Genomic DNA, 18,366 nt, shown 5'->3' with positions numbered 1-18,366 from the left:
CGGGCTGCTGGAGCCCACCGGCGGCCCGCCCCCGCAGGCGCACTCTCCTGCACCGATGCAGTACGTTCAGGACATGTCCAAGGCCGCTAAGACACCCCGTGCCACACCTCAGCCCGACGCCCCGGAGAGCGCCGCGGGCAGCCGCGCCGCCGCCCAGCGGCTCAAGATGCGGCGGGAACTGGCGACGGCGGCCATGGAGCTCTTCGCGACCAAGGGGTACGAGGCGACCACGGTCGACGAGATCGCGGCCCGCGCCGGCGTGGCCCGGCGGACCTTCTTCCGCCACTTCCGCTCCAAGGAAGAGGCGATCTTCCCCGATCACGACGACACCCTGGTGCGCGCGGAGGCGGTGCTCAACGCCGCGCCGCCGCACGAGCACCCGCTGGACACCGTCTGCCGGGGCATCAAGGAAGTCATGAAGATGTACGCGGGGTCCCCCGCGGTCTCCGTGGAGCGCTACCGGCTCACCCGCGAGGTGCCCACCCTGCGGGAGCGGGAGATCGCCTCGGTGGCCCGCTACGAGCGGCTGTTCACCCGGTATCTGCTGGGTCATTTCGACGAGCGGGACCACCACGACGGCAACGACGACCCGCTGCTGGCCGAGGTGGCCGCCTCCGCGGTCGTCACCGCGCACAACCACGTGCTGCGACGCTGGCTGCGGGCAGGCGGTCAGGGCGACGTGGAGGCCCAGCTGGACCACGCCTTCGCGATCGTGCGGGAGACCTTCGGCTCCGGCATAGGGGCGCGGCCCACGGCGGCGGCCGCACCGACCGCCCAGACGGCTCCCGCGGAGCCTGCGCAGCCCGCGGCGACCGCCTCCACCGAGGGCGGCGTACTCGTCGCCGTGGCGCGTACCGACGCCCCGCTGGACGAGGTCATGCGGACCATCCGGCAGGCACTCTCGGAGAGCTGAGCCCGCCGAAACGATCGATCAGAACAACGGCCGTCCCCACTCGGGGGCGGCCGTTTTCGCTGGTGAGCGCCCATTCTGATCGATCATCGCTCATGTGTGACCGGCGGATTGCATCTGAGTGAAATTGTTGGCACGCAGTGCCTTGCGTGGTGACACGGCGTGCCATACGTTGAAGTTGTCCGGGCGGCCGGCGCGCAGAGATCTCCTCGTGCGTCGGCTGTCCCCGCAAGCGACTTCGCTTGTGCGCCCGGACGCCTGCGTCACAGGCACCCTTTGCGCCCTACCCCGGCGCAGCCACCGCACCACCCCCGCCGAACCGACGGCACACCTCCACAGCAGCACCCCTCAACCCTCGATCCGAGGGGGGACTCCCTCATCGCTCCCCCTCGCACAGCCGCACCGCCGGAGGCATACCGTGAAGGACATCCTGGACGCGATCCAGTCGCCGGACTCCACGTCCGAGGACTTCGCCAACATCGAGCTGCCCGAGTCCTACCGCGCGATCACCGTGCACAAGGACGAGACCGAGATGTTCGCCGGGCTCGCCAGCCGCGACAAGGACCCGCGCAAGTCGCTGCACCTCGACGACGTCCCGCTGCCCGAGCTGGGCCCGGGCGAGGCCCTGGTCGCCGTCATGGCCAGCTCGGTCAACTACAACTCGGTCTGGACCTCGATCTTCGAGCCGGTGTCGACCTTCGGCTTCCTGGAGCGCTACGGCCGGCTCTCCGACCTCAGCAAGCGCCACGACCTGCCGTACCACATCATCGGCTCCGACCTCGCGGGCGTCGTCCTGCGCACCGGCCCGGGCGTCAACGCCTGGAAGCCCGGCGACAAGGTCGTCGCGCACTGTCTCTCGGTCGAGATGGAGTCCTCGGACGGCCACAACGACACGATGCTCGACCCCGAGCAGCGCATCTGGGGCTTCGAGACCAACTTCGGCGGCCTGGCGGAGATCGCGCTCGTCAAGTCGAACCAGCTGATGCCGAAGCCCGGCCACCTGAGCTGGGAGGAGGCGGCGTCCCCGGGCCTCGTCAACTCCACCGCGTACCGCCAGCTGGTCTCCCGCAACGGCGCCGGCATGAAGCAGGGCGACAACGTGCTCATCTGGGGCGCTAGCGGCGGACTCGGCTCGTACGCCACCCAGTTCGCGCTGGCCGGCGGCGCCAACCCGATCTGTGTCGTCTCCTCCCCCGAGAAGGCCGACATCTGCCGGGCCATGGGCGCCGAGGCGGTCATCGACCGCAACGCCGAGGGCTACAAGTTCTGGAAGGACGAGCACACCCAGGACCCGAAGGAGTGGAAGCGCTTCGGCAAGCGCATCCGCGAGCTCACCGGCGGCGAGGACGTGGACATCGTCTTCGAGCACCCGGGCCGCGAGACCTTCGGCGCCTCGGTGTACGTCACCCGCAAGGGCGGCACGATCGTCACCTGCGCCTCGACGTCCGGCTACAACCACGAGTACGACAACCGCTACCTGTGGATGTCGCTGAAGCGCATCATCGGCTCGCACTTCGCCAACTACCGCGAGGCGTGGGAGGCCAACCGCCTGGTCGCCAAGGGCAAGATCCACCCGACGCTCTCGAAGGTCTACTCCCTGGAGGAGACCGGCCAGGCCGCGTACGACGTGCACCGCAACCTGCACCAGGGCAAGGTCGGCGTGCTCGCGCTGGCCCCCGAGGAGGGCCTGGGCGTCAGCAACCCGGAGCTGCGCGAGAAGCACATCGACGCCATCAACCGCTTCCGTAACATCTGACCCCGGGACCATAGATGACAGAGCGTCAGAAGGACCGGCCGTGGCTCATGCGGACGTACGCCGGTCACTCCACCGCCGAGGCGTCCAACGAGCTGTACCGGCGCAATCTGGCGAAGGGGCAGACCGGTCTCTCGGTCGCCTTCGACCTGCCGACGCAGACCGGCTACGACCCCGACCACATCCTCGCCCGCGGCGAGGTCGGCCGGGTCGGGGTCCCGGTCTCGCACCTCGGTGACATGCGCCGGCTGTTCCAGGACATCCCGCTGGAGCAGATGAACACCTCGATGACCATCAACGCCACCGCCATGTGGCTGCTGGCGCTCTACCAGGTGGTCGCCGAGGAGCAGGGTGCGGACATCACCCAGCTCCAGGGCACCACGCAGAACGACATCGTGAAGGAGTACCTGTCGCGCGGGACGCACGTCTTCCCGCCCGGCCCCTCGCTCCGCCTCACGACGGACATGATCGCGTACACGGTCAACCACATCCCGAAGTGGAACCCGATCAACATCTGCAGCTACCACCTGCAGGAGGCCGGGGCCACTCCGGTCCAGGAGATCTCGTACGCGATGTCCACCGCGATCGCGGTCCTCGACGCCGTCCGCGACTCGGGCCAGGTGCCCGAGGAGCGGTTCGGCGAGGTGGTCGCCCGGATCTCGTTCTTCGTGAACGCCGGCGTCCGCTTCATCGAGGAGATGTGCAAGATGCGCGCCTTCGGCCGCATCTGGGACAAGGTCACGCTGGAGCGGTACGGCATCGAGAACGCCAAGCAGCGCCGCTTCCGCTACGGCGTCCAGGTCAACTCCCTCGGCCTGACCGAGGCCCAGCCGGAGAACAACGTCCAGCGCATCGTCCTGGAGATGCTGGCCGTCACGCTCTCCAAGGACGCCCGCGCCCGCGCCGTGCAACTCCCCGCCTGGAACGAGGCGCTGGGCCTGCCCCGGCCCTGGGACCAGCAGTGGTCGCTGCGCATCCAGCAGGTGCTCGCCCACGAGTCCGACCTGCTGGAGTACGAGGACATCTTCGCCGGCTCGCACGTCGTCGAGGCCAAGGTGGACGCCCTGGTCGCCGAGTGCCTGGCCGAGATCGACCGGATCCAGGAGATGGGCGGCGCGATGGCGGCCGTCGAGTCCGGCTACCTCAAGTCGCAGCTGGTCTCCTCGCACGCCGAGCGCCGCGCCCGGATCGAGGCCGGCGACGAGAAGATCGTCGGCGTCAACATCTTCGAGACCACCGAGGAGAACCCGCTCACCTCGGACCTCGACACCGCGATCATGACGGTCGACCCGGCGGTCGAGGCCCGGGTGGTCGGCTCGCTGAAGGACTGGCGCGACAACCGCTACCAGCCGCCGTTCAACCACCCGCGCCCCTGCAAGGCACTGGAGCGGCTGAAGGAGGCCGCGCAGGGCACCGGCAACCTCATGGAGGCCACCCTGGAGTGCGCCCGCGCCGGCGTCACCACCGGCGAGTGGGCCGGGGCGCTGCGCGAGGTCTTCGGCGAGTACCGGGCCCCCACGGGCGTCTCCTCCGCCCCGGTCGCCGTCACGGCCGAGGCGGGCACCCCGATGGCCCTGGTCCGCGAGAAGGTGGCCCGCACGGCCGAGGAGATGGGCGCCGGACGGCTGCGGCTCCTGGTCGGCAAGCCGGGCCTGGACGGCCACTCCAACGGGGCCGAGCAGATCGCGGTGCGTGCGCGGGACGCCGGCTTCGAGGTGGTCTACCAGGGCATCCGGCTGACCCCGGAGCAGATCGTCAACGCGGCTCTCGCCGAGGACGTGCACTGCGTGGGTCTGTCGATCCTCTCCGGCTCGCACGCGGAGCTGGTCCCGGACGTCCTCGACCGTCTCCGCGAGGCGGGGGCCAACGACGTGCCGGTCATCGTCGGTGGGATCATCCCGAACGCCGACGCCGCAGAACTGAAGCGAGCGGGTGTCGCCGCCGTCTTCACACCGAAGGACTTCGGTATCACCGAGATCATCGGCCGTATCGTCGACGAGATCCGGAAAGCGAACAAGCTCGACTCCCTGGAGGTCCCCGCATGACCAGCCCCGTGAACCGGCTCCGCCCCCGTCGCTCGTGCCTGGCGGTCCCCGGCTCCAACCCGCGCTTCCTGGAGAAGGCCCAGGGACTGGCCGCCGACCAGGTCTTCCTGGACCTCGAGGACGCCTGCGCGCCGCTGGCCAAGCCGGAGGCCCGGCACACCATCGTGAAGTTCCTCAATGAGGGCGACTGGACCGGCAAGACCCGCGTCGTGCGGGTCAACGACTGGACGACCCACTGGACGTACCGCGACGTCGTCACGGTCGTCGAGGGCGCCGGCCAGAACCTCGACTGCATCATGCTGCCGAAGGTCCAGGACGCCCAGCAGATCGTCGCCCTCGACCTGCTGCTCACCCAGATCGAGAAGACCATGGGCTTCGAGGTCGGCAAGATCGGCATCGAGGCGCAGATCGAGAACGCCCAGGGCCTCGTCAACGTCAACGCGATCGCCCAGGCCTCGCAGCGCGTCGAGACGATCATCTTCGGCCCGGCCGACTTCATGGCCTCCATCAACATGAAGTCCCTGGTCGTCGGCGAGCAGCCGCCCGGCTACCCGGCGGACGCGTACCACCACATCCTGATGAGCATCCTGATGGCCGCCCGCGCCAACAACCTTCAGGCGATCGACGGCCCCTACCTCCAGATCCGCAACCCGGAGGGCTACAAGGCGGTCGCCCAGCGCGCCGCCGCCCTCGGCTTCGACGGCAAGTGGGTGCTGCACCCGGACCAGGTCGCCGCGGCGAACGAGATCTTCTCGCCCGCGCAGGAGGACTTCGACCACGCCGAGCTGATCCTCGACGCGTACGACTACTACACGTCCGAGGCCGGCGGGAAGAAGGGCTCCGCGATGCTCGGCGACGAGATGATCGACGAGGCCTCCCGCAAGATGGCCCTGGTCATCTCCGGCAAGGGCCGTGCCGCCGGCATGCAGCGCACCAGCAAGTTCGAGATCCCGGAGGCCTGAGTCCGATGCAGTTCGGCCGCACCTACGAAGAGTTCGAGATCGGCGCCGTGTACAAGCACTGGCCCGGCAAGACGGTCACCGAGTACGACGACCACCTCTTCTGTCTGCTGACGATGAACCACCATCCGCTGCACATGGATGTGAACTACGCCGAGAACACGACGGACTTCAAGAAGAACGTCGTCGTCGGCAACTACATCTACTCGCTGCTGCTCGGCATGTCCGTCCCGGACGTCTCCGGCAAGGCGATCGCCAACCTGGAGATCGAGTCGCTGCGCCACGTCGCGCCGACCTTCCACGGCGACACCATCTACGGCGAGACCACCGTCCTCGACAAGACGCCGTCGAAGTCGAAGAGCGACCGCGGCATCGTCTACGTCGAGACCAAGGGCTACAAGCAGGACGGCACCCTCGTGTGCGTCTTCCGCCGCAAGGTCATGGTCCCGACCGCCGAGTACATCGACGCGCGCGGCGGCGAGCAGCCCGGCCGCCCCGAGCTCATCGAGCCCCCCAAGAAGTCGGAGAAGTAGCCATGGCACGACTCGCCCAGACCGCCGGGCTCACGGACGTCCAGCAGGAGATCCTCAAGACCGTCCGGGAGTTCGTCGACAAGGAGATCATCCCGGTCGCGACCGAGCTGGAGCACCGTGACGAGTACCCCCAGCAGATCGTCGACGGGCTGAAGGAGCTCGGCCTCTTCGGTCTGATGATCCCCGAGGAGTACGGGGGTCTGGGTGAGTCGCTGCTCACCTACGCGCTGTGCGTGGAGGAGATCGCGCGCGGCTGGATGTCGGTCTCCGGCATCATCAACACGCACTTCATCGTGGCGTACATGCTGAAGCAGCACGGCACCCAGGAGCAGAAGGAGTACTTCCTTCCGCGGATGGCGGCCGGCGAGACGCGTGGCGCGTTCTCGATGTCGGAGCCGGGCCTCGGCTCGGACGTGTCGGCCATCACGTCCAAGGCGGTGAAGGACGGCGACGAGTACGTCCTGAACGGCCAGAAGATGTGGCTGACCAATGGCGGAACGTCAACGCTGGTCGCCGTTCTCGTCCGAAGTGACGAAGGACACCCTGAGGGCACGGCCCCCCACAAGTCGATGACGACCTTCCTCGTCGAGAAGGAGCCCGGCTTCGGAGAGGTCCGCCCCGGCCTCACCATCCCCGGGAAGATCGACAAGATGGGTTACAAGGGTGTCGACACCACCGAACTCATCATGGACGGACTGCGCATTCCGGCCAATAGGGTGCTCGGCGGGACCACGGGTCGAGGGTTTTACCAAATGATGGACGGCGTCGAGGTCGGCCGCGTGAATGTGGCGGCCCGTGGTTGCGGTGTCGCTCAGCGTGCGTTCGAACTGGGTGTCTCGTATGCCCAGCAGCGTCACACTTTCGGCAAGCCGATCGCCCAGCACCAGGCGATCCAGTTCAAGCTGGCCGAAATGGCTACCAAGGTCGAGGCTGCTCATGCCATGATGGTGAACGCAGCACGCAAAAAGGACTCCGGGGAACGAAACGACCTCGAAGCAGGGATGGCGAAGTACCTCGCCTCCGAATACTGCAAGGAAGTCGTGGAGGATGCGTTCCGTATTCATGGCGGATACGGGTTCTCGAAGGAGTACGAGATCGAGCGCCTCTACCGTGAGGCCCCGATGCTGCTCATCGGCGAAGGTACCGCCGAGATCCAGAAAATGATCATTGGTCGCCGGCTGCTCGAGGAGTACCGATTCCAGGGTTGATTGTCCGATTTGGGTCGATTCGGCCGCGAAGAAGATCACACCCTGTCATCGTCTTCCGGCCGTCGACTCGGCTTCTGGCTTTCCCAGTTGCGCCCCGCAACCGATAGCATCGCCGGAAAAGCCGCCGTCCCCACGTTGCCAGTGCGGCATCATCCGCTACGAAGGTCATCCATGCCCCACAGCCAAACCTCTGCACCTCGCGACAGCCTCCTCGGCGTACGGATCGCACGCGGAGCATCGCCGTGGCTTCTGCCGACCGTCGCCACCGCGGCGCTGAGCCTTGCGCGCTCTCGCAAGTCCAGGCGCGCCGCGGCCATCGCCGTGCCCACCACCGCGCTGGCGGCGGGCATGTTGTGGTTCTTCCGCGACCCCGAGCGCGAGATCGCTCAGGGCCGGGTCATCTCCCCCGCCGACGGTGTGGTGCAGAGCATCATGCCGTGGAAGGACGGCCGGACCCGGGTCGCCATCTTCATGAGCCCGCTGAACGTCCACGTCAACCGCGCGCCGCTGGCCGGCACGGTGACGTCCGTGGAGCACATCCCCGGCGGGTTCGTCCCGGCGTTCAACAAGGAGAGCGAGAACAACGAGCGCGTTGTCTGGCACTTCGACACCGAGCTCGGCGACATCGAGATGGTGCAGATCGCGGGCGCCGTCGCCCGGCGGATCGTGCCGTACATCCCGCAGGGGACCAAGGTCGAGCAGGGCGACCGCATCGGTCTGATCCGCTTCGGCTCGCGCGTGGACATCTACCTGCCGGAAGGTGTCGATGTCGCTGTCGAGGTCGGTCAGACCACGACCGCGGGGGTGACTCGCATTGACCGTGATTGATCCCGAGACTCAGGCGGGCTGGGTCGCCGACGCCGAGGCGGAGGCCGAAGAAGAGGAGATGCCGCTGTCGCTGAGGCTGTCCATAGCGGACGCCCTCACGCTCGGCAACGCCACCTGCGGCTTCATGGCGGTGTACTTCACCACCACCGGCATCCTCATCCCGCACATCACAGGCAGCACCGAGACCGGCATGGCGCGCAACAGCGCCGCCACCGCCGTGATCCTGATGCTGGCCGCCGCGATCTTCGACCTGTTCGACGGCATCGTGGCGCGCAAGCTGCGCTCGTCCCCGATGGGCGCCGAGCTCGACAACCTCTCGGACCTGATCAGCTTCGGTCTGGCCCCGGCCTACTTCGTACTCGTGTACGGCATGGTCACGCCCGGCGCGCAGCAGAAGGTCTCGGCGGTTGCCGCGATCGTGGTGCTGCTCGCCGTGGTGCTGCGGCTGGCGAGATTCTCCTGCGTGACCATGAAGGACGGCATGTTCCAGGGCATGCCGAGCCCCTTCGGCGCGCTGACCGTCGTCTCGATCGTGCTCCTCGAGCTGCCGTTCATCCCGACGCTGCTCGCGATCATCGGAGTGGCCTGGCTGATGGTGAGCCGGGTCGAGTACCCGAAGCCGCGGGGCATCCTCGCGGTGGCGATGCTCAGCTGGATCGTCGGCGCGATGGGCCTGCTGGCGGCGTGGGCGTTCGACGCGCCGGGCGGTGCGCTGCTGCTCCAGACCGGCTGCGCGCTGCAGGTGGTCCTGGGCGCGGTGATCCCGCTCTTCGCCACGGCGCGGCGGGTGAACACCTTCCGGGACAACCGGCGCGAGAGCCGCGAGGCTCGCGCGGCGCAGGCGCAGTAAGCAGGACGGTTTGCAGGAAGGGCCCGGAGGCGATCGCCTCCGGGCCCTTCCGCATGCCTGCTCCGGAAGGCGCTTGGCGGGCCCGCGCTTCACATTCCGTAGTTTCCTCGACGTGACAAAGACGCCGGGCCCCTATTCTGAAGGCCATGATGATCTTCGTCGCGGGCGCGACCGGCGCCGTGGGCCGGCTGCTCGTCCCCCTGCTGCTCGACGCCGGACACGAGGTCGTCGGGGCCTCCCGTACGGAGACCGGGGCCGACCGGATCCGGGCGGCCGGGGCGCGGGCGGTGCGGGTCGACGCGCTGGACGCGGACGGGCTGCGGGCGGCGGTGGCGGCGGCCGCGCCGGACGCGATCGTGCACCAGCTCACGGACCTCAGCACGGCGGACGGGGCGGCGAACAACCGACTCCGGCACGAGGGCACCCGGAACCTGGTGGACGCGGCGAAGGCGGCCGGCGTCGAGCGGATCGTCGCCCAGTCGATCGCCTGGGCGTACGCCCCCGGCCCCGGCCCGGCCGGCGAATCCGTACCGCTCGACCCCACCGACGAGCTGCCCCGCGCGCGGATCGTCGGCGGAGCCCGCGCCCTGGAGGACCAGGTCTCCGAGCTCCCCGAGGCGGTCGTGCTGCGCTACGGCATCCTGTACGGCCCCGGCACCTGGTACGCCCCCGGCGGCGCGGTCGCGGCCGCGCTGGCCGGCGCCCCGGAGGCCCGCTTCCTGGGCAGCCTGACGGCGGACGACTCCGTGAGCTCCTTCGTCCACGTCGCGGACGCGGCGGAGGCGGCCCTGCAGGCGCTGACATGGCCGCCGGGCGCGTACAACATCGTGGACGACGCCCCGGCCCCGTCCCGAGCCTGGCTCCCGGCGCTGGCCAAGGCGCTGGGCACACCCGCCCCGCCCCCGGCCGAGGGCGCGCTCCCCTGGGCTCGCGGCGCGTCGAACACCAGGGCCCGAGCCCTGGGCTGGCGCCCGACGCACCCGACCTGGCGCGCGGGCTTCGCCGCCCAGGGCGACTGATCCGCGGTCAGCCCGTCTTCGGGGTGAAGGACTGGGCCGCCGCCGAGACCGACGGCCGGCGCACCGTGCGCATGCCGCCCGGGACGGACTTCGCCGGCTGGAGGATGGCGCTCTCCTTCGACGAGGGGGACTGCGGGTCCGTGAAGTCGTGCTTCATGCCGAAGCCCGCGTCGTGGGCGGTGATCGACAGGAGGGCCTTGTCCACGCCCTCGCGGGTCAGGTCCTTCGCGTCGCAGGCCTTCTTCAGGGCCTCGCCGAAGACCGTCGCCGCGGTCCAGCCGGCGACGATGCCGTTGTCGAGGCTGTCCTTCGGGTAGGCGGCCTGGTAGTCGGCGACCAGCTTCTGAGCGACCGGGGTGTCCGCGCCGATCGGGAGGCTCGGGGAGGCGACGTAGTACATCTTCTCCAGGGCCGGGCCGGCCGGTGTGCCGAGCAGTTGCGGCGAGAACGCCGAGTTGTTGCCGATGATCGGGATCCGGAGCCCGGTCGCCGCCGCGACGCCGACGAGCGAGGCCGCCTGCCGGGGGCCCGCGCTGATGACGATGGCCTTGACGCCGGCCTGCTTCAGCGCCGCGACCTGCGCCGACATGTCGCTGTCGGTCGGCTTGATCTTCTGCTCGACCACCGTAAGACCGGCCTTCCCGGCCGCGTGCTTGGAGCCGACCAGCGCGTTCTCGCCGTAGTCGCCCTCGAAGTACACGTGCCCGAGCTTGTCGCCCCTCTTCAGCCCCTTCTCCGCGACGAGGAAGTCGACCGCGTTGATCGTCTCCACGTCGTACGTCGAGCCGAGCACCCGGATGTACGGGCTGCCGAGCAGCGAGGCCGACCAGGCCTGCGGGAGGACGAGCACCTTGTCCTGGCCGTCGATGCGCTGCTTGGCCGCGGCGACGAACGGCGAGCCGATGAACTGGCTGTAGCCGACCACCTTCGGCTCCAGCTCGGTGTACGCGGCGAGCGCCTTCTGCGGGTCGTACCCGTGGTCGCGGACGGTCAGCTCCAGCTGCCGCCCACAGATCCCGCCGGCCGCGTTGACCTGCTTCACGTACAGCTGCTGCGCCTGCGTGATGCTCTTGCCGAGGGTGGCGTACACCCCCGTCATGTCGGTGAGCGCGCCGACCGCGATGGTCGTGTCGGTGACGCCCTCCCCGGCCTTGACGCCGCCCTTGCCGGCGCTCGCGCCCTCGCCGGTCTTCGCCTTGGAGCTGCAGCCGGCCGCGGTCAGCGCGACCAGTACGGCGAGTGCGGCGGTCAGACCCCGCACGGCCTGTCGTCGGTGGTTCATCGTTCCTCCCCTGAGGGTTGCCGGGTGCGCCGGGCGGCGAGCCGGACCAGGCCGCCGGGCAGGAAGAGCACCACCGCGACGACGGCGGCGCCGTACAGGAAGCGCGCGGCCTCCCCCGGTGCGATACCGCCCGTCCCGGGGGCGGAGACCAGGGGAAGCGCGTCGCTGTACCGGTTGAGGAGCTGCGGCAGGAGGGAGACGAAGACCGCTCCGACCACCGCACCGGCGACCGACCCGAGACCGCCGATGACGATCATGGCCAGGTATTCGAGGGAGAGCATCATGCCGAAGTACTCCGGCACGGTCCGCTGGAAGACCAGCGCGAGCAGCACCCCGGCGAGCCCCGCGTACATCGACGACAGGACGAAGACGGCGGCGCGGTAGCGCGCCACCGGGATGCCCATGACGCCGGCGGCGATCCGGTGGTCCCGGATCGCGTTCATGGCGCGTCCGGGGCGGCCGCGGAGCACGCCGCGGGCGAACAGCGCGCCCGCGAGGAGCAGGGCGAGGCCGAGGTACCAGAGCTTCTCGGCGGCCCCGAACGGCACCTGGGCGACGAGGAGTTCGGTGTCGTCGAAGGCGATCCCGAAGAGGTTGAGCGGCGGCACGGCCCGGCCGTTGAAGCCGCCGGTGAGGTCGTGCGCGTTGAACAGGACATGCTGGCCGATGAAGATCAGCGCGAGCGTGGCGATGCCGAGGTACGCGCCGCGCAGCCGGCCCGCGATCGGGCTGAACACGCCCCCGGCCAGGCCGGCGAGGGCGACGGCGAGCGCGGCGGCCAGCCAGCCGGGCAGGCCGAGACCGGCGAGCCCGTCGGCCCCGTCGCCGGCGAAGGCGCAGTAGCCGTACGCGCCGACGGCGAGGAAGAAGGCGTGTCCCATGGAGAGTTGGCCGGTCGCGCCGGTCAGCAGGTTGATGCCGATCGCGCCGATCGCGGCGGCCATGGCGAACAGCCCGGCCTGGAGCCAGAAGCGGTCCAGGTAGAAGGGGAAGGCGAGGAGTACGAGTCCGGCGGCGGCCCAGGCCCAGAGGCGCGGGCGGGCGAGGACGGCGCTGGAGCCTGCGGCAAGGACGGGCGAGGTCTCAGACACGGGCCGGCTCCTTCGTGCCGAAGAGCCCCGCCGGGCGGATCAGCAGCACCGCGACCATCACCAGGTACGGGGCGAGGTCGCCGATGCCCCGGCCGAGGAAGGTCAGGTCCCCCTGGTAGCCGGTGGCGAGGGACTCGGTGATCCCGACGAGCAGCCCGCCGACCAGTGCGCCGGTCGTGGAGTCGAGGCCGCCGAGGATCGCGGCGGGGAAGGCCTTCATCGCGGCGAGCGAGGTGGAGCGCTCCAGGCCGGGGGTGGGGAACACGGTGAGGAAGAGCGCGGCGACGGCGGCGAGGCCGCCCGCGACCGCCCACGCGCCGAGCGAGACCCGGCCGAGCCTGATCCCCATCAGGGCGGCGGTCTCCTGGTTCTCGGCCGCCGCCCGCATCGCGACGCCCCAGGAGGTGTGCCGGAAGGCCAGCAGGAAGGCGGTGATGAGCAGGGCCGCGGCGAGGAGGGCGGCGATCCGGGTCTCGGCGACGGAGATCCCGCCGACGGTGACGACGGCGTCGCCCCACGGGTCGCCGAGGGCGAGGATGTCGGTGCCGATGCGCCGGGTCAGCTCGGTGGCCAGCAGGATGTCGACGCCGATGGTGACGATGGCGAGGACGCTGTGGTCCGAGCCCCGGTAGCGGCGCATCACCAGGAACTCGACGGCCGCGCCCACCAGGGCTGCGCCGGCGATGCCGACGAGCAGCGCCGGCCAGAAGCCGATCGGCTCGTGCAGCACGGCGGTGACGTAGCCGCCGGCGAGCAGCAGCGAGGCGTGCGCGAAGTTGACGACCTCGGTGGCGCGGAAGATCACCACGAAGCCGAGCGCGATGAGCGCGTAGATGGATCCCAAGGACACGCCGTTGAGCAGGAATTCGGCGAAGGTCGTCACGCGGCGGTCTCCTCTCCGAGGTAGGCGCGGACGACCGCCGGGTCGTTCTGTACCTCGCCGGGGGCGCCGTCGGCGATGCGGCGGCCGAAGTCGAGGACGGTGACGCTGTCGGCGAGCCGCATCACGACGCCCATGTCGTGCTCGACGAGGACGATCGAGATGCCGAGGCTGTCGCGGACGCCGGCGACGACGGCGGCGGTGCGGCGGCGTTCGTCGGCGGTCATGCCGGCGACGGGCTCGTCGAGCAGCAGCAGCTTCGGCTCCATGCAGAGCGCGCGGGCGAGTTCGGCGAGCTTCTGCTTGCCGTACGGGAGCGCTCCCGCGGGCTGGGCGAGCTCCTTCTCCAGGCCGACGAACGCGGCGATCTCGCGGACCCGTTCGCGGTGCCGGGCCTCCTCGCGGGCGGCGGACGGCAGGCGCAGTCCGGCGGCGAGGAATCCGGTGCGGGTGAGCCGGTGCCGGCCGAGCAGGAGGCTGTCCTCGACGGTGGCGTGCGGCGGCAGGGCGAGGTTCTGGAAGATCCGGGCGACGCCGAGGCCGGCGATCTTGTGCGGGGGCAGTCCGGTGAGTTCGTGGTCGCCGAAGCGGACACTGCCGGAGGTGGCCCGGTAGACCCCGGAGAGCACGTTGAAGCAGGTGGACTTGCCCGCGCCGTTGGGTCCGATGACGGCGTGGACGGTGCCGGGCCGGACGGTGAATCCGACGGCGTCGAGCGCGGTGAGTCCGGCGAACTTGACGGTGAGGCCCCGCACTTCGAGGGCGGGGACGGGCTGCTGGGTCATCCTGCGTCCTCCCAGCGGGAGAGCACGGGGTGGGCGCTCGCCGCGTCGGCCGCGTCCGCGGCGGCGGTCTCGTCGACGACGCCGAGGTAGCGGCGGCGCACCTCGTCGGAGGCGGCGAGTTCGCCGGCCGGGCCGGACAGCGTGACCTCGCCGACCTCGAGCACGTACGCGCGGGAGGCGAGCCGCAGCGCGAGGGCGGCGTTCTGCTCGACGAGGAGCACGGCCGTGCCCTGGGCGTTGATCTCGCGGACGGTGTCGGCGATCCGGGCGGCCATCAGCGGGGCGAGGCCGAGCGAGGGCTCGTCGAGCAGCAGCAGCTTGGGCCCGGCCATCAGGGCGCGACCGACGGCGAGCATCTGCTGTTCGCCGCCGGAGAGCAGCCCGGCGGGCTGTCGGGCGCGGTCGGCGAGGACCGGGAACAGCTCGTGCACCCGCTTCAGAGCGGCGGCCTTCGCGGCCCGGTCGCCGGACGCACCGAGGGCGCCGGCGCGCAGGTTGTCCTCGACCGTCATCCGGGCGAACACCTGGCGGCCCTCGGGGACTTGGCACACCCCGGCGGCGACGACTCGGTCGGGCGGCAGCCCGTCGAGGGCGCGGCCGCCGAAGCGGACCGTGCCGGAGGCGACGGCGCCGCCGTGGAACGCGAGCGTGCGGGAGATCGCCCGCAGCAGCGTGGACTTGCCGGCGCCGTTGCCGCCGAGGACGGCGACGACGGCGCCCTCCGGCACGGCCAGCGACACCTGCCGCAGGGCGCGGACCGGTCCGTACCCCGCCGACAGGTCCGCCACTTCGAGGGCGAGTGCGCTACCCCCCATTGGTTCCCCTTCCATGGCCCGTCCGGATATCCGTGGCCTGCTCGGATATCCGTGGCCTGCTCGGATGTCCGTGGCCCGTTCGGATCTCCGTGGCCTGCTCGGATGTCCGTGGCCCGTTCGGATCTCCGTGGCCCGTTCGGATCTCCGTGGCGTGTTCAGTGGCGCTCACCCCAGCACCGCGGGAGCCGTCCGTCCACGCTCGGCGGCCGAAACGCTGCCGGTGACCAGCGCGGCGGGCGAGGGCTTGTGCACGCGCACAACAGTGCGGAACGGGCTTCTGACGCGCGGCGGGCCGGCCCCCCGGCGGTGGGGGGCCGGCCCTGGAGCCGCTCAGGTGCGAGCGACCCCCGACGCGCGCGGGATGTGGCCCGCGGGGCGCGTCGTGAAGGTGGCGCGTCCCTGGGTGCGGCTGCGGAGGCGGGACGCGTAGCCGAAGAGCTCGGCCAGCGGGACCGTCGCCGTCAGGACCGTCGTACCGGAGTGGGCGGACGAGCCCGAGATCCGGCCGCGACGGGCCGCGAGGTCGCCGAGGACCGCGCCGACGGCGGCGTCCGGCGCCGTGACCGTCACCTCAGCCACCGGTTCGAGCAGCGTCATCTCCGCGGCGCGCAGCGCGTCGCGGAGCGCGAACCGGGCCGCGGTGCGGAACGCGAGCTCCGACGAGTCCTTGGCGTGCGTGGCCCCGTCGACGAGCGTCACCCGTACCCCGGTCACCGGATGGCCCCCGAGCGGACCCTCCGCGAGCGCGTCGCGGCAGCCCGCCTCCACCGCGCGGACGTACTCCTGCGGCACCCGGCCGCCGGTGACCGCCGAGCCGAACGCGAACGTCCCGTCCGGCCCGTCCAGCGGCTCGACGTCGAGCACGACATGGGCGAACTGCCCTGCCCCGCCGTCCTGTTTGACGTGCCGGTACACGAAACCGGACACCCCGCGCACGACGGTCTCCCGGTACGCGACCTGCGGTCTGCCGACCGCGACGTCAAGGCCGTGTGCACGCCGGATCTTCTCCGTCGCGACCTCCAGGTGCAGCTCGCCGAGCCCGGACAGCACCGTCTGACCGGTCTCCGGATCGGTCCGCACCACCAGCGACGGGTCCTCCTCGACGAGGCGGGCCAGCGCCGACGCGAGCCGGTCGGTGTCCAGGCTCCTGCGGGCCTCGACGGCGACCGACACCACGGGCGCCGCCGACGTCGGCGGTTCGAAGAGCAGCGGCGCGTCCGGGGCGCACAGCGTCGCCCCGGCGCGGGCCGCCTTCGGTCCGACGACGGCCACGATGTCCCCGGCCACGGCCCGGTCGACGTCGGTGTTCCGGTCGGCCTGGACGCGCAGGATCCGCCCGACCCGCTCCGTGCGCCCCGCCGTCGCGTCGAGCACGGTCTCCCCCTTCCGTATCGTTCCCGCGTACACCCGCAGGAAGGTCAGCCGCCCGGTGGCGGTCGAGTGCACCTTGAAGACCAGCCCCGCGAACGGCGCGGTCGGGTCGGCGGCCCGCTCCTGCACGGCCCCGTCGTGGGTGCCGCGTACGGACGGGACGTCCGTCGGCGACGGCAGGTAGGCCACCACGGCGTCGAGCAGCGGCTCGATCCCGCGGTTGCGGTACGCCGATCCGCACAGCACGACCACGCCCTCGCCGCCGGCCGTCAGCTCCCGCAGCGCGTCCGCCAGCGTCCGCTCGCCGAGCTCCCCGCGGGCGCAGAACTCGTCGAGCGCGGCCGGGTGGAGCTCCGCCACGGTCTCCTCCAGGAGCCTGCGGCGGCGCGCCGCCTCCTCGCGCAGCTCCTCGGGCACGGGGCCCTCGGCGCAGGCGTCGTCCGCGCCCCAGACGAGGGCGCGCATGCGGAGCAGGTCGACGACTCCGGTGAAGCCGTCCTCGCGTCCGATCGGGAGCTGGACGACCAGCGGCACGGTGTTCAGCCGGTCCCGGATCGAGGCGACGGCCGTGTCGAGGTCTGCGCCCGCCCGGTCCAGCTTGTTGACGAAGGCGATCCGCGGGACCCCGTGCCGGTCGGCCTGCCGCCACACCGTCTCGCTCTGCGGCTCGACGCCCGCCACGGCGTCGAACACCGCGACGGCCCCGTCGAGGACGCGCAGCGAGCGCTCGACCTCGTCGGAGAAGTCGACGTGGCCGGGCGTGTCGATCAGGTTGATCCGGTGGCCGTCCCAGTCGCAGCTGACGGCCGCGGCGAAGATGGTGATGCCGCGGTCGCGCTCCTGCGGGTCGAAGTCGGTGACGGTGGTGCCGTCGTGGACCTCGCCGCGCTTGTGGGTGGCACCGGTGAGGTACAGGAACCGCTCGGTGACGGTGGTCTTGCCGGCGTCCACGTGAGCGAGGATGCCGAGGTTGCGGATGTGGGAGAGGTGCGTGCGCACGGCCCGTGGCCTTTCGAACGTGATCGGGAGAAGGGCAGCGCGATGTCCCGGACGAAAGGCCTCGACGTCAGGAAGACGTCAGGCGTGCGTCACGGGATTCCGGAGGCGGGCGCGCAGCCGCCGCCGGGCGGCGGGAGAGGCCAGGATCACGTCGTACCGGAACGGCGACCGGGACCGGGCAGGGGGAGCGGTGACGGACGTACGGCTGCGCACGGTCGGGCTCCCCTCTGCGGTCGTTGATCGGTTGGCGGGTACGGACGCGAGTGTAGGGAGCGCGCTGCCCTCGGCGACAACGGTTTTTCCCCGCAACGGACTTCACCCGGTCCGCGCGGAGCGGACCGGGTGAAGGGGAGACGAGACGGAGCGCCGTCCTACAGCAGGAAGTCGCGGGCGATCTGCGCCGCCGTCTGCTCCAGGAGGGGGCCCGCGTTCGGCATGGACTTGGCCGGGTCCGGCTCCAGGTCCGTCAGCGGGTAGGCACGGCGGATGCCGGCCGCGCCGAGGTCCGCGGGCGGCAGGGCGAGGCGGCCGCAGACCGCGACGACCTCCTTGCCGGCCGCGCGCGCCGCCGCGGCGACGCCCGCGGGGGCCTTGCCGTGCAGGGTCTGCTCGTCGAGGGAGCCCTCGCCGGTGATGACCAGGGTGGCGCGCTCCAGGGCCGGGGCGAAGCCCAGCACCTCCAGCATCAGCTCGATGCCGGGGCGGAAGCTCGCGTCGAGGCCGACGAGGGCGCCGTACCCGATGCCGCCCGCGCCGCCCGCGCCGGGCGCGACCGCGCACTCCGCCGCCTTCGGGCCGATGGCCTTCTCGAGCACGGTCACGAAGTGCGACAGCGCCGCGTCCAGGGTCTGCACGTCCTGCGGGGACGCGCCCTTCTGCGGGCCGTACACCGCCGGCGCGCCCTTCGGCCCGGTCAGCGGGTTGTCGACGTCGCTGGCGAGGATCAGGTCGACGCCCGCGAAGCGCGGGTCGAGGTCGGACAGGTCGGCGAAGGCCAGCTCGGCCAGCGCCGCGCCGCCGGGGCCGACGGGCTCGCCC

17 protein-coding genes are annotated in these 18,366 nt (G+C 71.1%); 9 read left to right on the top strand and 8 right to left on the bottom strand.

Annotated features, from left to right (window positions below; all coding sequences use genetic code 11):
* Positions 1 to 73 precede the first annotated feature (73 nt).
* The 9 genes from VIU94_RS38125 (at position 74) to VIU94_RS38085 (ending at position 10,105) form a co-directional block, all read left to right on the top strand.
* A complete protein-coding gene (locus VIU94_RS38125) occupies positions 74 to 913 on the top strand; it encodes a TetR family transcriptional regulator (RefSeq protein ID WP_331919067.1) in 840 nt (279 codons plus the stop codon).
* Between the two features lie 415 nt (positions 914 to 1,328).
* Positions 1,329 to 2,666: a crotonyl-CoA carboxylase/reductase gene (gene ccrA / locus VIU94_RS38120; protein ID WP_331919065.1), complete on the top strand. Its 1,338-nt coding sequence runs from the start codon at positions 1,329 to 1,331 to the stop codon at positions 2,664 to 2,666.
* Between the two features lie 14 nt (positions 2,667 to 2,680).
* Positions 2,681 to 4,708: an ethylmalonyl-CoA mutase gene (locus VIU94_RS38115; protein WP_331919063.1), complete on the top strand. Its 2,028-nt coding sequence runs from the start codon at positions 2,681 to 2,683 to the stop codon at positions 4,706 to 4,708.
* Positions 4,705 to 5,670 carry an HpcH/HpaI aldolase/citrate lyase family protein gene (locus VIU94_RS38110; protein ID WP_024759161.1) on the top strand — a complete coding sequence of 322 codons (966 nt, stop codon included), beginning with the start codon at positions 4,705 to 4,707 and terminating at the stop codon, positions 5,668 to 5,670. The genes VIU94_RS38115 and VIU94_RS38110 overlap by 4 nt, the downstream gene beginning before the upstream one ends.
* A 5-nt stretch (positions 5,671 to 5,675) precedes the next feature.
* The gene (locus VIU94_RS38105; RefSeq protein ID WP_331919061.1) at positions 5,676 to 6,200 is read left to right on the top strand and encodes a MaoC family dehydratase; all 525 of its coding nucleotides are present in this window, start codon (positions 5,676 to 5,678) and stop codon (positions 6,198 to 6,200) included.
* A 2-nt stretch (positions 6,201 to 6,202) separates the two neighbouring features.
* Positions 6,203 to 7,408: an acyl-CoA dehydrogenase family protein gene (locus VIU94_RS38100; RefSeq protein WP_331919059.1), complete on the top strand. Its 1,206-nt coding sequence runs from the start codon at positions 6,203 to 6,205 to the stop codon at positions 7,406 to 7,408.
* Between the two features lie 171 nt (positions 7,409 to 7,579).
* Complete coding sequence (locus tag VIU94_RS38095; RefSeq protein ID WP_331919119.1) at positions 7,580 to 8,236, top strand: phosphatidylserine decarboxylase; 657 nt, start codon at positions 7,580 to 7,582, stop codon at positions 8,234 to 8,236.
* Positions 8,229 to 9,086 carry a CDP-diacylglycerol--serine O-phosphatidyltransferase gene (gene pssA, locus VIU94_RS38090; protein ID WP_331919117.1) on the top strand — a complete coding sequence of 286 codons (858 nt, stop codon included), beginning with the start codon at positions 8,229 to 8,231 and terminating at the stop codon, positions 9,084 to 9,086. Before VIU94_RS38095 ends, pssA begins: the two co-directional genes overlap by 8 nt.
* A 146-nt stretch (positions 9,087 to 9,232) precedes the next feature.
* A complete protein-coding gene (locus tag VIU94_RS38085; protein ID WP_331919058.1) occupies positions 9,233 to 10,105 on the top strand; it encodes an NAD-dependent epimerase/dehydratase family protein in 873 nt (290 codons plus the stop codon).
* Between the two features lie 7 nt (positions 10,106 to 10,112).
* Here the strand turns inward: VIU94_RS38085 and VIU94_RS38080 are convergent, their stop codons facing one another.
* From VIU94_RS38080 to VIU94_RS38045, 8 genes are all read right to left on the bottom strand, one after another.
* Complete coding sequence (locus VIU94_RS38080; RefSeq protein ID WP_331919057.1) at positions 10,113 to 11,387, bottom strand: ABC transporter substrate-binding protein; 1,275 nt, start codon at positions 11,385 to 11,387, stop codon at positions 10,113 to 10,115.
* Positions 11,384 to 12,478, bottom strand: coding sequence for a branched-chain amino acid ABC transporter permease (locus tag VIU94_RS38075; protein WP_331919056.1), 1,095 nt, complete (start codon positions 12,476 to 12,478; stop codon positions 11,384 to 11,386). Before VIU94_RS38075 ends, VIU94_RS38080 begins: the two co-directional genes overlap by 4 nt.
* Positions 12,471 to 13,361, bottom strand: coding sequence for a branched-chain amino acid ABC transporter permease (locus tag VIU94_RS38070; protein ID WP_331919055.1), 891 nt, complete (start codon positions 13,359 to 13,361; stop codon positions 12,471 to 12,473). The genes VIU94_RS38075 and VIU94_RS38070 overlap by 8 nt, the downstream gene beginning before the upstream one ends.
* Entirely contained in the window at positions 13,358 to 14,143 is a 786-nt protein-coding gene (locus VIU94_RS38065; protein WP_331919053.1) for an ABC transporter ATP-binding protein, read from the bottom strand. The genes VIU94_RS38070 and VIU94_RS38065 overlap by 4 nt, the downstream gene beginning before the upstream one ends.
* Positions 14,140 to 14,958, bottom strand: a complete 819-nt coding sequence (locus VIU94_RS38060; RefSeq protein ID WP_331919051.1) for an ABC transporter ATP-binding protein — start codon at positions 14,956 to 14,958, stop codon at positions 14,140 to 14,142. Before VIU94_RS38060 ends, VIU94_RS38065 begins: the two co-directional genes overlap by 4 nt.
* Before the next feature lie 330 nt (positions 14,959 to 15,288).
* A complete protein-coding gene (fusA, locus tag VIU94_RS38055) occupies positions 15,289 to 17,328 on the bottom strand; it encodes an elongation factor G (RefSeq protein WP_331919049.1) in 2,040 nt (679 codons plus the stop codon).
* Positions 17,329 to 17,406: 78 nt separating this feature from the next.
* The gene (locus VIU94_RS38050; protein WP_331919047.1) at positions 17,407 to 17,541 is read right to left on the bottom strand and encodes a hypothetical protein; all 135 of its coding nucleotides are present in this window, start codon (positions 17,539 to 17,541) and stop codon (positions 17,407 to 17,409) included.
* 158 nt (positions 17,542 to 17,699) lie between these two features.
* A partial coding sequence (locus tag VIU94_RS38045; protein ID WP_331919045.1) for a glycerate kinase occupies positions 17,700 to 18,366 on the bottom strand: 667 nt, incomplete at its 5' end.

The organism is Streptomyces sp., assembly GCF_036566765.1.
In the GTDB taxonomy this organism is placed as follows: domain Bacteria; phylum Actinomycetota; class Actinomycetes; order Streptomycetales; family Streptomycetaceae; genus Streptomyces.
This window is presented reverse-complemented; position numbering and strand designations above follow the sequence as displayed.

What these genes read in the sequence shown, in the direction of transcription:
- VIU94_RS38125 (WP_331919067.1), top strand. Translation starts at nt 74, where the DNA reads ATGTCCAAGGCCGCTAAGACACCCCGTGCCACACCTCAGCCCGACGCC.
- VIU94_RS38115 (WP_331919063.1), top strand. Translation starts at nt 2,681, where the DNA reads ATGACAGAGCGTCAGAAGGACCGGCCGTGGCTCATGCGGACGTACGCC.
- VIU94_RS38065 (WP_331919053.1), bottom strand. Translation starts at nt 14,143, where the DNA reads ATGACCCAGCAGCCCGTCCCCGCCCTCGAAGTGCGGGGCCTCACCGTC.
- VIU94_RS38060 (WP_331919051.1), bottom strand. Translation starts at nt 14,958, where the DNA reads ATGGGGGGTAGCGCACTCGCCCTCGAAGTGGCGGACCTGTCGGCGGGG.
- VIU94_RS38100 (WP_331919059.1), top strand. Translation starts at nt 6,203, where the DNA reads ATGGCACGACTCGCCCAGACCGCCGGGCTCACGGACGTCCAGCAGGAG.
- VIU94_RS38080 (WP_331919057.1), bottom strand. Translation starts at nt 11,387, where the DNA reads ATGAACCACCGACGACAGGCCGTGCGGGGTCTGACCGCCGCACTCGCC.
- VIU94_RS38110 (WP_024759161.1), top strand. Translation starts at nt 4,705, where the DNA reads ATGACCAGCCCCGTGAACCGGCTCCGCCCCCGTCGCTCGTGCCTGGCG.
- VIU94_RS38105 (WP_331919061.1), top strand. Translation starts at nt 5,676, where the DNA reads ATGCAGTTCGGCCGCACCTACGAAGAGTTCGAGATCGGCGCCGTGTAC.
- VIU94_RS38085 (WP_331919058.1), top strand. Translation starts at nt 9,233, where the DNA reads ATGATGATCTTCGTCGCGGGCGCGACCGGCGCCGTGGGCCGGCTGCTC.
- VIU94_RS38095 (WP_331919119.1), top strand. Translation starts at nt 7,580, where the DNA reads ATGCCCCACAGCCAAACCTCTGCACCTCGCGACAGCCTCCTCGGCGTA.